The sequence below is a fragment of the Streptomyces sp. NPDC000880 genome, from assembly GCF_053599675.1.
In genome coordinates, this window is the sequence record NZ_JBSFMS010000092.1 from 1 (window position 1) to 13,922 (window position 13,922).

Below are 13,922 nucleotides of genomic sequence, written 5' to 3' on the forward strand. Positions count from 1 at the left end.
TGTTCGTGGCAGGCTGGCCGGCGGTGCCCGCGCTGTCCCTGGCGCGGGAAGGAAGGGGCGGCGGGCAGTGACGTTCGTACGGGTGGGCGGGCTTCGGCGCCCGCGCCTCCGCGCCATGGCTCCCCATCACGGGGTGGGTTCGTCACCGGCTGGCGAGGAACTCCTCGATGGCCGCCAAGACCTCCGCGCCGGTGGCGTGGCTGGTCACGATCCGCATAATCCGGCCGTGCAGGTCGTCGTCGCCGTACCGGTCATAGGTGTCCGACACCAGCAAGTCGAGCCAGGGCCGCTCGATGTGCTCCGGCGTCCCGCGGGGCGGCCGGCTGAGGAACGCGGCAATGGCATCGGCGATCTGCCGCTTCGCCGTCGCGGCGCGCTCCGGCAGCGTGTCACGACGATCGGCGGGCAGCCCGTCGATGATGGTCCCCACCGTGGTGAGGTCCGCGACGGAGGCGTCGATCTCGCTCGGATCCGCCAGGTCGCGCGCGGCGATCCGGGTGAGGAGATCGTCCGCCTTGACGAACTGCCGTACCACCTCGAGACGCTGGGTCAGCGCGTCGGCGTCGGCACCCTCGGCCACCGCGGCCATGGCGGTCTCCGCGGCTTTGATGGTCCCTGCCGACGGGTTGGCCTCCGCCGCCGCGACCGCCGCCTGGGCGGCCTCCAGCGCCCGCTGCTCATCCGAGACAATCCGGACGTTCATGGAACCGATGATGTAGGGTAGGTTGTTCGCCCCCACGATGCGCATATCGGCGTTGCCGTTCTGCCGGTTGCGGAACATCGCCTCGGGCAGGTCGAGCGTCATCATCTGCCAGGTGTTCACCATGTCCGCGGTGATCTGCACGCGTGGGGCGCTCTCGTAGGCCCGCCCCGTCGCGGCGGAGTCGTACTGGAGGACGAACGATCCGGGAACCGGGGACCGGTACTCGATCGTCGCCCGGGCGTAGTACGGCCCCCCGCTGATGAAGCGGTCGTCGACGCTGAGGTAGAGGTTGTTACCGGTATTGAACGTGTTCCGGTCCACCTGCAGGGCGCGACGGCCGTCGATGGTGATCTCGTGCGCGTGACCGCTCTCGTAGTCAATCCAGTTCAGGCCATTGGGCTCGCCGGGGAACTCCATCGACACGTACGTCACCGCGGGCGGGGGCGGCACCACGTTCAGCTTCACCGCGGAGACGGCCAGCGGGAGGTTGGCCGGTGCCGACAGACGCAGGTCGGCCCCGCCGTTCTGCCGGTTGGTGAACCGGATGTCGGGGATGGCGATCGTGGCCGTCTGCCACTGGTTCACCTGGTCCGGACCGATCGTCACCGAAGCCGACCTCTGATACGCGGACCCGCTGTTCGCCGAGTCGTACTGCAGGGCGAACGTGCCGGCGACCGGAGAACGGTAGGTGATCGTGGCCTTCAGCGGGTACGGGCCACCGGAGATCGCCGCGTCGTCGGCGAACATGTAGAGCTGGTTGGCGCCACCGAACGGGTTGGTCTGCAGCTGGAGCGCCTGGCGGCCGTCGACGGCGGTCTCGGTGTAGGGGCCGTCCTCGTAGTTCTTGTAGGTCAGGCTGTCACTCGTGCTGGCCGCGACGTCGAACGAGACGCTGTACTTGTTGGGCACCGGGCCCGGACCGTTCGGCGGGTTCGGGTCGGTCCAGTCGGAGCGCTCCGCCACGTAGGCCCGCCCCTGGGCGTCCTTCTTCAGGATGAAGTAGTAGTCGACCTTGCCCGGCAGTGACAGGTATTCGGCCTTGAGCGACCCCTTGTTGACGGTGAGCCGCATCGCGCCGAAGTGCTCGGCGTCACGGAACTGGCTGCCAGGGGCGACACTGAAGAGGGGCGTGAGGCCCGCTCCGCCGTTGCCGGTGATCGCGATGTTGTAGCCGTCGGCGGTGGTGATGTGCTCGGCGTGGTGGTCGTGACCGGCCAGAATCAGGTCCACGCCCGGCGTCATCGCCCAGGCCCTGTCCGGGTTGTTGCCGGCCTTGCCGGAGGAGAAGACGGGCTGGTGCTCGCCGGTGATCACCCATTCGGCCGTGCTGCCGGTGACCGTGTTCATGTAGGCGTCGTAGATGGGCGGCATCGTGGTGCCCGACGCCATCTGGCAGTTGGCGTCCGGGTTGAGGAAGTCGATCAGCCCGTTGCCGAAACCGGCCACGAAGGACACCGGGACCTTGAAATAGTCCACGCTGGGCTGGATGCTTTCCGGATTGCATCCGTTGCCGTAGTCATGGTTACCCATGATCGGGAAGAACCTGCCCGCGTTGATGTCGGCGTCGTAGGGGGCCTGCGCCTTCACGATCTCGTCGGGGCGGCCCTGCTGGTACGTGTTGTCGCCGGTGGTCAGGATGGCAGCGGGATTCCAGGAGTGGACCATGTCGGCCACCTGGTGTTCCTCGGCGCAGGTACGGTCCGCGCCGCAGCCGCCGTAGTCGCCGACCACGGCCAGGACTATCTGGTCCTCCGGCGGCCGGCTCGGGTCGGCCGCCGGAGTGATCCGCTCCAGTTCGGCGTCCGCGGCCCGGGCACCCGTCGGCATCATGGCGTTGATCGTCAAGAGCAGCGCCGCCAGTGCCACGAGTATCGCCGTCGGTCTGAGGAACCTTCTTCTTGTGAATGACACGTCTTGGTCCCAAAAGTCGGTCCGGCACACCGCCGGTCGAGCCGGATCCTAGGGAACCGCCGTGGCTGTCAAGTAAAGCGATGGAAAACATGGACACCGGGTCGCATGGCTCGCGAACGGCCTCGCAGCAGCCGTTCAACTCACTCGCGCGGGAGGCCCGAAGCTTGACGGCGTGCTTGGCCGCCAGCTGCCAAGGGGAATGTCCGTCCCGACGGTGCGTCGGACGGCGGCGAGGGTTTGCTTGAAGCTCGCCGGTGCGCCGCTCGGTCGGCTTCCTGAGCTGCACGCTCCAGTCGGCTTCGATAGTTCTCCCACCACGCCGAGTCGCCCGGCGCCATGCTGTCGTTGCCCTTGTTCATCCCCACGGCACCGTCTATGAGTTCCCGGATGATATCGGCGTGCCCGGCGTGCCGGTGCGTATCAGCAATCACGCGCACTACGGCATGATGCAACGTCACCTCGTCCCTGCCGCTTGGCCACCACGGCACTCTGCCGATCGTGTCCAGCGCCAGCGCGTCGATCGTCGCGTCCGCGTGCGCCCACGCCCGGCGGTAAAGCTCCACGATGTGCTTCCGTGACTCGTCCGCGGTGGCCCACATATCCGCGTTGAGCTCAGCACCGTCTTCGAGCCAGGGCAGCAGCTCGCCGGACGGCCGTCCGAAGGTGTCGCCGAGGTAGCCCAGCTCCACGCTGGCCACGTGTTTCACCAGGCCCAGGAGGTTAGTGCCGGTCGGCGTCAGCGGGCGGCGGACGTCGTACTCCAAGAGCCCTTCGAGCTTCCACAGCAGGGCATCGCGGGCGGACTGCAGGTAAAAGTGAAGGTCAGCCTTGGGATCCGATGCGGTCATGGGGTCAGTCTGCTGCTCATGCGATCTTTGTCCACTGCCTTTTCCACCCGAGAGCGGCCCGCAGAGGGTCACCGTGGTCAAGCTTCCGCAGACGCAGCCAGGCCCGAGCCCGCCGCTCCCACTACAAACGCCGAGGCCACAACCCCCAGATGCGCTTGCAGTACTAACGCTCACACGGGCCAACTCTGGCGCTCGGTCATAGGTGCGCGGTAGGACCCGACGGGGGCGATCACGCCGACCAGCGTCGCCCGGTCGGCGGGGCGCCCCCACGTCCATGGAAGACGTCGACGGGTCGTTTTCAGGCCGGGGAGCCTGGGAACGACCCGTCTGCTGTGCCGATCAGTCGCTGTCGCCCTCGGCACCGATGACGTAATTGGGAGCAGGCATCTTGCTGCCGGCACCCTTGACGCTCTGCCAGATGGCTTCATTCAGCTGCTGTTCGGGAGCCCGATCCGCTTCGGAGAAGTTCATCTTCGCCGACTCGGCCGCCATCGGAGCGGTCGCCTTGTTCACCTCGTCCAGGGACTGTGCAGGGGTGATCGCCGTGAACAGTGTGAAGTCGGGCTTGGTGGTGAAGGCCGCGCTCATCGGGGTGGCCGCCGCGTCGAACTGGGTCAGCGGGCCGACGCCGACGAGCAGCTCCATGGTGCGCATCATCGAGACCGTGCTGTACATCGTGGAGTCGACCTTTCCCGTCTGCGTGTACGGGCTGACGACCAGCGAGGTGGTCCGGTGCGCGTCAATGTGGTCCGGGCCGTTCTGCGCGTCGTCCTCGGTGATGAAGATCGCGGTGTCCTTCCAGTACTTGCTGTGGGACACCGCGTCCACGATGCGTCCGACGGCCAGGTCGTTGTCGGCCACTGCGGCCCTCGGTGTCTTCAGGCCGGGAGTCGTGCCGACCGTGTGGTCGTTGCCCAGCCGGACGAACTGCATCGTGGGCAGCTCGCCGTCGGCGACGAACTGGTTGAACTCCTTGGTCCACTCGTCGACTCGCGAGTTGTCCCTGATGCCCGCGTTCTGGGCGGCGAAGTTGGGGTCGGTGTGGCTGGCCAGCCGTGGCTCGGTGGAGAACACCTTGGCCGGGAGCGGGCCGCTGGCCCACATGCCGTAGTTGCGGTACGAGATGCCGGCGTCGTCGAGCCGGTCCCAGATCCGCGAGTCACCGGTGAGCTTGCCCGGGTCGGTGGCCGGGTTGGTGTAGACGTCGTCGCCCCGGCCGCGTCCGCTGTAGGCCACGGGCCACAGGTGCTCGTTGTAGCTGTTGGACGCCGAGGCCGTGGCCCATTCCCAGCCGTCCGAGGACACCGCGCCGTCGGCGTAGAAGTTGTCCAGGGTGACGAACTTTCTCGCCAGAGCGCGTTGGTTCGGCGCCGACTCGTCCCCGAACAGGTTCAGCGACGGGTCGCCGTTGCCCTTGCCGAGCGAGCCGAAGACCTGGTCGTAGGTCCGGTTCTCCTTGACGATGTAGATGACGTGCTTGATGGGGGTCGAGTCGCCGGGCCGCGCCGGAATGACGTTGCCGTGATCGGACACCTTCCCCTTCGCGTCGAACCGGTCGTTGCGGCGGACCTGACGGGTGTAGTCCGCGAGTTTGTCGCGGGTCGGCACCGGGATGTCCGACAGGGTGCCCATGATCATCGTGCCGACGTACTGGGCGTAGTCCAGGCCGGTTCCGGTCGGCTGGGGACCGTTGGGGTTCGGTCCGGCACCCCTGCCCTTGGCGTTGGTGACCAGCAGCCGCGAACCATCGTGGGTGAGGGTGACGGTGGTCGGGTACCAGCCGGTGGGGATCAGGCCGGTCACCTTGTTCCGCTGACCGGGCTTGCCCGCCAGGTCGACCACCGCGACATCGTTGTTCCCGGCGTTGGCGACGTACAGGGTGTGGCCGTCGGGGGAGACATCGAGTCCCTGCGGACTGGTCCCGACCGGGGCGTTGCGGTACGGCGCGAGGTCGATCGTGCGGGTCAGCGAGTCGTCGGCCGGGTTGATTCCGACGATCTTGTCGGCGTCGGTGACGGAGACGTACATCTCATCGGTGGCCGGATTGCGGATGATCGACGTCGGGTGGCTGCCGACCTCCAGAGTGTTCCGTACCTTCAGCGTCGCCGTGTCGACGGCGGAGACAGTGTTCGTACCCCAGTTGGACACATAGGCGGTGCGCCCGTCGCCTGACAGAGCGACAGTGAACGGATTGGGGCCGGTGGCCACGGTGCTCAGCACCTCACCGGTCGCGGTGTCCACCTGCGACAGCGCGCCGCTGCCGTTGTCCGCCACGTACAGGCGCTTACCGTCGGGCGTGACGGCCACGCCCGAAGGGAACGAGCCCTTCGGCAGCGTGAGCGGGGCGTTCTCGGTGAGCTGCCCGTTGCTGAGGGTGTAGACGCGCACCTTGTCGTTGCCGCCTGCCGCAGCGTAGAGCTTGCTGCCGTCCGGGCTCCATGCCAGCCCGATGAACAGCGCTTCCGGACGCCTGTAGTCGATGCGCTGGACGACCTTGCCGGTGGCCGCGTCCAGCAACGCCAGGCTCTGGATGTTGGTGCCGTTGTTGCTGACGGCGAGGTACTTGCCATCCGGGCTGAGTTCGGCCCCGAACGGCTTCTCACCGAGCCACGCCTGGTGGCCGGCCGGGGTGATCTGCCAGCCGATCGTGGCCACCGAGGTGCCGTCCGGCTGCGGACCGGCATAAGGGGGCTGTATGGCCGCGATGGCGACGCCTGAGGCACCGACCAACCCGGCCGTGACAGCTGCCAGCAGCCGCCACCGTCGCAGAACCCTGCGCATGAACACTCCTAGGAGAGTCGAAGTAACCAGCAGGGGTGGATGTTTCACAGCGAAAGCAAAGGTTGGGTGATCGGCGAGAAGATGGGAAGTGTCGTTTCATGGCGACAGGGCGGGAATGACAGCGGGTCATCACGCTGGCGGGCTGGGGAGTTAATGGAAGACCAAGTCCAGGATCTGTGCCTCTCAGAACAGCCGGGGGGCACGCATGGATCCGCACACAATCCCCGCAAAATTGTCACAGAGTTGATCTCGCGAAGTGGCTGTTCAGCGCAGGTCGACGAGGTCGAACGGGCGGATGTGGGTGCTAGGGCGTGTATCGAAAGTGGATCTTGATGTGAAATGATCTTGGTTCGTGACACGTGGAGATCTGACGGACGAGCAGTGGGCTGTGCTGGAGCCGCTGCTGCCGACGGGCAAGAAGCCGGGTCGACCGCCGATATGGACCCGGCGGCAGCTGATCGACGGCATACGGTTCCGGGTCCGCACCGGCATCCCGTGGCGGGACGTGCCCGAGCAGTACGGGCCGTGGGCCCGGGTGTACGACCTGTTCCGCCGCTGGCAGCGTGACGGCACCTGGCAGCGGATCCTCACCCGGCTCCAGGCCCGCGCAGAGGCGAAGGACCTGATCACCTGGGACCTCAACGTCGACTCCACCGTCTGCCGGGCCCACCAGCACGCCGCAGGGGCGAGGAAAAAGGGGACCTGCAAAAGGAACCGCCCGGCGGCGTCGCCACCGAGCCGGACGACCACGGGCTCGGACGCTCCCGCGGCGGCCTGACCACCAAGCTCCACCTGGCCGTCGAGCAGGGCCAGAAACCCATGTCGATCGTGATCACCGCCGGGCAACGCGGCGACTCCCCGCAGTTCGAGGCCGTCCTGGGCCGTGTCCGGGTGCCCCAGCTCGGGGCCGGCAGGCCCCGCACCCGACCACGGCGAGTGCGGGCCGACAAGGCGTACGCCTCCCGCAAGAACCGGGCCTACCTGCGACGCCGCGGTATCCGCTGCACCATCCCGGACAAGGCCGACCAGGCCCGCAACCGCAAGAAACGGGGCTCTCGCGGAGGCCGGCCGCCGAAGTTCGACCCGGAGGACTACAAGGCGCGGCATGCAGTCGAGTGCGGAATCAACCGTCTCAAAAGACACCGCGCCGTGGCGACGAGATACGACAAACTCGCGGTCCGCTACGAGGCGACCGTCCTCATCGCCGCCATCAACGAGTGGCTGTGACCAGAACATTCGATACACGCCCTAGCACACCCTACGAGCCGCAGCAATACATTTCGGAACGGCACGGGATCGCGCCATCCTCTTGGCGCGACCCAATGCAGTCATTTGCAGTCGATCCCCGGTTTCCACGGGCACGCGGACCGTCGCGCCCGTGTCGGGAACCTCGGGAAAGGACTCCTGCACCCTCGCGCCCCTCACTGTGGCAGAAATCCGGCGACTCCTGGACCTGCCCGGACCTCGAAAACACGATCCCCGCGACCCCTACGCCCCGAACACCGGCTCCAATGTCGAACTGGCGCCGACGCCACCAAGCCATAGGCCGCCGCTGCCACCACCAACGCCGAACGCATTACCCGATCGGGTAAGTCACGAACCGCCACTTCCCTGACGAACCATCAGCCCACTAGCTCCATGCAGGTACTCTGACCAGCACAAATGGAGAAACGCGGGAGTGTCTAATCAACGGCGGATCTGCTGATCAAGGAGAGACGCCAAGTGAGCGAGACAACGATCGAGCACGAGTCCGTCGAGGAGCGGGCCGGTGGTGCGATGCCGCCGGCCGCGTCGGACGAACAGCTCGTCGCGATGCTGGTCGACCGGGCCCGCAGCGAGAACCTGCAGCTGACCGGCGAGGGTGGGCTGTTGCAGCAGCTGACCAAGCGAGTGCTGGAGTCCGCGCTGGAGGGTGAGATCACCGACCATGTCGGCTACGAGAAGCACGATCCGGCCGGGAAGAACAACGGCAACAGCCGCAACGGCACTCGTGCGAAGACCGTGTTGACCGACGTCGGCCCGGTCGAGGTCAGGGTGCCCCGGGACACTGCCGGCAGCTTCGAGCCGCAGATCGTCAAGAAGCGGCAGCGCCGCCTGTCCGGCGTGGACGAAATGGTGCTCTCCCTGTCCGCGAAGGGCCTCACCCATGGGGAGATCTCCGCGCACCTGGCCGAGGTGTACGGGGCTCAGGTGTCCAAGCAGACCATCTCCACGATCACCGACAAGGTGATGGAGGGAATGGCCGAATGGCAGAACCGGCCGCTCGACCGTGTCTATCCGGTTCTGTTCGTGGACGCCATCAACGTCAAGATCAGGGACGGGCAGGTCGCGAACCGGCCGGTCTACGTCGTGATGGCCGTGACCACAGAAGGCACCCGGGACATCCTGGGGATCTGGGCCGGCGACGGCGGTGAGGGCGCGAAGTACTGGCTGCACGTGTTCACCGAGCTGAAGAACCGCGGCCTGGACGATGTGCTCATGCTCGTCTGCGATGGCCTCAAGGGCCTGCCCGAGGCGGTGGAGACCGTCTGGCCTCGCACGATTGTCCAGACATGTGTAGTTCACCTCCTGCGCAACAGCTTCCGTTACGCGGCCCGCCAGGACTGGGACAAGGTCGCCAAAGCCCTCAAGCCCGTCTACACCGCACCCAGCGAAGAAGCAGCGACGGAGCGGTTCGGGGAGTTCCAGGAAGCCTGGGGCCGGAAGTATCCGGCGATCATCAAACTGTGGGAGAACGCCTGGGCCGAGTTCGTGCCCTTCCTCTCCTTCGACGTCGAGATACGGAAGGTCATCTGCTCGACGAACGCGATTGAGTCCGTGAACGCCCGCATACGCAAGGCCGTCCGGGCCCGCGGACACTTCCCCAACGAGGCTGCCGCCCTCAAGTGCGTCTACATGGCACTGATGAGCCTCGACCCGACCGGCAAGGGTCGCAAGCGATGGACCATGCGCTGGAAGGCACCCCTCAACGCATTCCAGATCGCCTTCGAGGGCCGACTCACCCCGGCCAACAGCTGAACCTCAACAACCAAGATCAGCCGTTAAATTGACACACCCAGAAACGCTGCTGGAGTACTAAAGCACGCCCTAGTTTGATCTGTGTCAGACAGGGCCTGGCGGGACGACGGTGTCACTCCGGCATGGTGAAGCCGAGTCCGGCCGCGGCCGTTTCGGGTGTGGGCTGCGACCACCGTTCGACGAGGGCCTGTGTGCCGGCCAGGGAACGGGTCTCGGCGAGGTCGAGGTAGAGCATGCCGGCGAGGTGGTCGGTCTCGTGCTGGACGATCCTGGCGGGCCAGCCGGTGAACTCCTCGTCGATCTCGCTCCCGCTGCCGTCCTGACCGCGCAGCCGCACCGTCTCGTGGCGGGCGACGACGGCCTGCCAGCCGGGGACGCTGAGGCAGCCCTCGTAGAACGCGGCCCTTCGCGGGCCCACGGGTTCGTACACGGGGTTGACCAGGACGCGGAACGGCTGGGGCGCACGGCCGCGCGCCTGCCGTACGTCGTCCGCCAACTCGGCCGGGTCCTCGATGACGGCGAGCCGCAGCGGGATGCCGACCTGCGGCGCCGCGAGCCCGACGCCGGGTGCCGCGTGCATCGCCTCGCGCATGGCCGCGACGAGCCTGCCGAGGCGCTCGTCGCCGAGTTGCCCCTCGTAGGTGGCGGCGGGACGCCGGAGGACGGGATCGCCGGCGACGACGACGGGGAGCGGCCGGGGCCCTTGGAGGAGGCCGTCGACGAGCGCGGTGAGTTCGGTGACGGGGAGTGCGGACATGGCTCCACCTTCCCAGACGGCGGCCGCCCGGGAAGGTGGAGGGTTCAGCTGGACCTCGGACGAGGTCTGTGCTTCCGGCTCAGCGGTCGCACTGCAGAGCGGACAGATCGACAGCGTCGGCCATCGCCTGCATGCCCTTGTCGTTCGGGTGGATATGGTCGCCGCCGTCGAAGAACGGCATCATCTGTTGCTGGTCGTACGGATTGCGCGTGATCTTGTCGAGATCCGTCACGGCGTCGAACTCGCCGCTGTTCCTGATCCAGTCGTTGACGCCCTGGCGCACGGCCTCGCCGGCGGCGTCGTACTCGTACCAGCCCTTGTACGGCATTACGGTCGCGCCGACGACACACTTGCCCGCCGTGTGCGCCCGGTCGATGATCTGCCGATAGCCGGCGATCATGTCGTCCACCGTGACGCCGGTGTGGGCCTTGATGTCGTTGATGCCTTCGAGCAGGAACACCGTGCTGACCCCGGGCTGGGAGAGCACATCACGCTGCAGCCTGTTCAGCGCGGCCTGGCCGGCGCCGTCCGCGAGCACCTTGTTGCCCGAGATGCCCTCGTTCGCTACTCCTTTCACGGTGATGCGGGACGCGGCCTGGAGCCGCCGGGAGAGATAGTCGGGCCAGCGGCGGTTCTCGTCCGTGGTCGAGGCCCATCCGTCGGTGATGGAGTCACCGAGGGTCACCACCGAGCTGACCGCCTTGGACGTCTCCACACTGACGGCGTCCAGCCAGTACCAGGAGCCCATCGGATCGGTCCAGTTGGCCGCGCCCTCCTCGGCGGCGTGGTTGCCCGCGGCCGCGTAGGAGGTCTGCATGGCCATGCCGTGACCGGTCGTCGGTCCCTGGGCGCCCGTCACATACAGGCTGATGACCAGATTGCTCTGGGCGGCCAGCTTCCCGGGCAGCGGATCGCTGAGCACGGTCTCGCCGGCCGGGACGGTGACGGAAGCGGCCCGGCCGAACGTCAGCTGACGGTTGCTGTCGTGGACCAGCTCCGCACCCTGCTTCTGCAGTCCCGCGTAGGCGCTCGCGAAGGTCACCGGGTGGTCGCCGAAGGCGTTGGACAGCCGGATACGCATGCCCGTGCCGCCGACGCTGGTGCGCACGATCATCCGGTAGCTGCGGTCAGCGGGCCCGGCGCCCTGCCGGTCGGCGCTGGCGCCCCAGGTCACCACGGAGTGCCTGGTCTGTCCGGCGGGGGTCGCCGCCGCGCCCGCCCGGCTCTGCGTCTGCACCTGCGCCTCGGTCTGCGCCCCGGCCTGCGCCTGCGCCGCCGACGTGGCGGTCAGGGGTCCGCAAACCGCCACGACCAGCGCGGAGGCGACACCCACGGCGCGGCGCCGGTGCGCGGACCCTACCCGCCGTCCGGTGAGGTGTACCGAGCCGGTCCTCATCCGAGGTTCCGCAGCGTGACGGACTCACCGGGCTTGAGGCTGACCTTCCGCGAAGTGCCGCCGGCGAAGACGGTCGTGCTGCGGCCGCCGACGCTCTTCAGCGTCGCCTGGGTGACCTTGCCGTTCTTCCAGCGGATGTCGGCGACGAAGCCGCCGCGGATGCCCACGCCGGACACCGAGCCGGATGCCGCCCAGGGGGCGGGCAGCGCGGGCAGCAGCTCGACGTGTCCCGGCCGCGAGTAGACCAGCATCTCGATCATCGCGGAGGGGGTGCCGAAGTTCGCGTCGATCTGGAAGATGCCGCGGCCCTGCCCCATATCCATGATGTCGAAGAGGTTCGGCGCGCTGCCGTTGCTGCCGCCCACCGACGGCTTCAGGTTGGTGACGACGAGCTGGTAGGCCTTCTCCGCGTCCTTCAGCCTCGCCCAGCACAGGCTGCGCCAGGCGTTGGCCCAGCCGTAGCTGTTCATGCCGCGGGCGGTGAGGAGGGCCGTCGCGCCGGCGAGGATGTCCTTCGGCGTGGAGTCGTCCGGACGGATCCTGTCGCCGGGGAAGAGGCCGATGAGCGGGGAGAGGTGCCGGTGCGTGGTCTCGCCGAGGTTGTCGGGCGACATCCACTCCTCCAGCCAGCCGGTCTTGGGGCTGACCACGGGCAGGTACAGTCGCTCACGCAGACCGTCGATGGTCTTGCTGTAGGCGGCGTCCTTGCCGAGCACTTCGGTCGCGGTGTGGTAGTTGCCGAAGAGATTCCACACCAGTTCCTGGGCGTACGTGATGCCCTTGGCGTCCTGCGGGCCATGCTCGGCCGACCAGTCGCTGTCGTCGATCAGGACCTCGCGCGAGGCTCCGGAAGCGTCAGTGACGGTCGTGGTGATGAGGCGGGCCTCCCAGAACTCCACGGCGCCCTTGATGAGGGGGTAGACCTTTTCAAGGTAGGCGCGGTCCTGGGTGTACTCGTAGTGCTCGAACAGGTTCTGGCAGAGCCAGGCGTTGCCGGCCGGGTGCCACCACCAGCCGCTTCCGCCATAGGGGTTGGTGGAGAAGGCCACGGCCCAGCCGGCGACCTTGCCGCTGGAGTTGCGGTACCTGTTGGTCGAGGTGTTGAACAGCCGCTGGGTGACGTCCGTCCAGGAGGACAGCTGCGCAAGGCAGTAGTCCGTGAACGCGTCGAAGCAGTCGGACAGGCCCGCCCGGTCGGCCATCCAGTAGTTCATCTGGATGTTGATGTCGGTGTGGTAGTCGGCCATCCAGTCCGGGTCGTTGCCGTCCAGCCACGGACCCTGGAGGCCCATCGGCAGGCTGCCCCGCGATCCGGAGATCATCAGATAGCGGCCGAACTGCAGGTAGGCGGCCTCGAGTTCCGGGTCGGGAACGTTGTCCCGGTAGCGGGCCTGCACCCGTTGCCAGGTGTCCAGCTTGCGCTGTGCGGAGGACGACGTGCCGAGGTTGATGTCCAGCTGTTCGAATACCGGGCGGAAGTCGGCAACATGGGTGTGCAGCAGGGTGCTCGCCGAGTGACCGGCCGCGCCCTGGACCTTGGTCTTGGCGAGGCGCTCCGGGTCCACGGACGGGTCGCGGAACCCGGCGGCCGCGTCGGGCGCGTAGTTGGTGCCGCCGCTGACGACGACGGTGAGGTCCTTGCAGCCGCTGAAGGTGATGGACGTACCGTTGACGGCGACCTTGCCGCTGCTGCTGTAGGCGGTGACGGCGGCGCCGTACTTCAGGCCGTTGGCGAAGGAGGCGCCGAACGAGGCGTAGCGCCCGGCACTGTTGGCGGTGGTGGACTCGCCGTGGGTGCCGGCAAGGGAGACGGTGCCGGTGTAGGCGCCGCCGCCCTGCTGGGAGAAGTACACAACGATGGCGTCGTCGGGGCGGCTGGCGAAGATCTGCCGCTGGTAGGTGACGCCGGAGAGGTCGTACGAGGAACTGACCAGGCCCTGGGCCAGGTCGAGGGAGCGACGGTAGTTGTCGACGGAGCCCAGGTCGTGGTCGGGGATGTCGACGGTGAGCTTGGCCAGCAGGGTCAAGGAGCCGAAGTCGGCGCGGCCGTAGGGGAACTGGCCGTCGCTCTGCAGGGTGTCGTTGAGACCACCGGTCCACAGGGTGGCGTCTGTGATCATCAGCAGTTCGCTGGAGGGGTCGTTGCTCGCGAGCGCCCCGAGGCGCCCGTTGCCGACCGGCAGCCCCTGCTCGATCATCGAGTTGGAGGAGCCGGGAGCCTGCCACCACAGCTGGTTCTTCGCGGCGTCGGCAGCGGACAACATGGGCGACGCGGTGGGGCGCAGGGGGGCCGCCGAGGCGGTGAAGGCGGGCACACCGCCAAGTGCGGTGGCCGCGCCGGCAGCGGCGGCGAGGGCCAGGAAACCCCTGCGGCTGGGGCGGTTGTCGTGTGATTCGGTGTGCTGGATGTCCACGGCTCTGCACTCCATATCCGGAAAACGGCGCATGTGGGAACGACGGCTGCGGACCGTCGGCGTTTCGTCGGAAGATCAATCGATGAGCGTGTGG

7 protein-coding genes and 1 pseudogene are annotated in these 13,922 nt (G+C 67.6%); 2 read left to right on the plus strand and 6 right to left on the minus strand.

Translation table 11 applies throughout. The annotated features are described in order from the left end of the window. Positions 1 to 142: 142 nt before the first annotated feature. From ACWDO5_RS25255 to ACWDO5_RS25265, 3 genes and pseudogenes are all read right to left on the minus strand, one after another. Positions 143 to 2,569 (minus strand): metallophosphoesterase, encoded by a 2,427-nt coding sequence (locus tag ACWDO5_RS25255; protein WP_450532642.1) that lies wholly within the window; start codon positions 2,567 to 2,569, stop codon positions 143 to 145. Between the two features lie 308 nt (positions 2,570 to 2,877). Then, positions 2,878 to 3,462, minus strand: a pseudogene (locus ACWDO5_RS25260) (DinB family protein); the annotation flags it as partial. 339 nt (positions 3,463 to 3,801) lie between these two features. Continuing rightward, the gene (locus ACWDO5_RS25265; RefSeq protein WP_450532643.1) at positions 3,802 to 6,243 is read right to left on the minus strand and encodes a glutaminyl-peptide cyclotransferase; all 2,442 of its coding nucleotides are present in this window, start codon (positions 6,241 to 6,243) and stop codon (positions 3,802 to 3,804) included. 352 nt (positions 6,244 to 6,595) lie between these two features. Here ACWDO5_RS25265 and ACWDO5_RS25270 point away from each other — a divergent pair. Next, positions 6,596 to 7,470, plus strand: a protein-coding gene (locus tag ACWDO5_RS25270; protein WP_450532644.1) for an IS5 family transposase whose coding sequence is annotated in 2 segments (ribosomal slippage) — positions 6,596 to 6,971 and positions 6,971 to 7,470 — 876 coding nt in all. Because the reading frame shifts where the segments join, the coding sequence is not laid out codon by codon here. Between the two features lie 549 nt (positions 7,471 to 8,019). Then, positions 8,020 to 9,261 carry an IS256 family transposase gene (locus ACWDO5_RS25275; protein WP_450532658.1) on the plus strand — a complete coding sequence of 414 codons (1,242 nt, stop codon included), beginning with the start codon at positions 8,020 to 8,022 and terminating at the stop codon, positions 9,259 to 9,261. 112 nt (positions 9,262 to 9,373) lie between these two features. Here the strand turns inward: ACWDO5_RS25275 and ACWDO5_RS25280 are convergent, their stop codons facing one another. The 3 genes from ACWDO5_RS25280 to ACWDO5_RS25290 all read right to left on the minus strand — a co-directional run bounded on the left by ACWDO5_RS25280 (position 9,374) and on the right by ACWDO5_RS25290 (position 13,828). Then, positions 9,374 to 10,018, minus strand: coding sequence for a peptide deformylase (locus ACWDO5_RS25280; RefSeq protein WP_450532645.1), 645 nt, complete (start codon positions 10,016 to 10,018; stop codon positions 9,374 to 9,376). A gap of 79 nt (positions 10,019 to 10,097) precedes the next feature. Further along, the gene (locus ACWDO5_RS25285; RefSeq protein WP_450532646.1) at positions 10,098 to 11,414 is read right to left on the minus strand and encodes an SGNH/GDSL hydrolase family protein; all 1,317 of its coding nucleotides are present in this window, start codon (positions 11,412 to 11,414) and stop codon (positions 10,098 to 10,100) included. Continuing rightward, positions 11,411 to 13,828, minus strand: a complete 2,418-nt coding sequence (locus ACWDO5_RS25290; protein ID WP_450532647.1) for a glycosyl hydrolase family 95 catalytic domain-containing protein — start codon at positions 13,826 to 13,828, stop codon at positions 11,411 to 11,413. The genes ACWDO5_RS25285 and ACWDO5_RS25290 overlap by 4 nt, the downstream gene beginning before the upstream one ends. Positions 13,829 to 13,922: the final 94 nt, after the last annotated feature.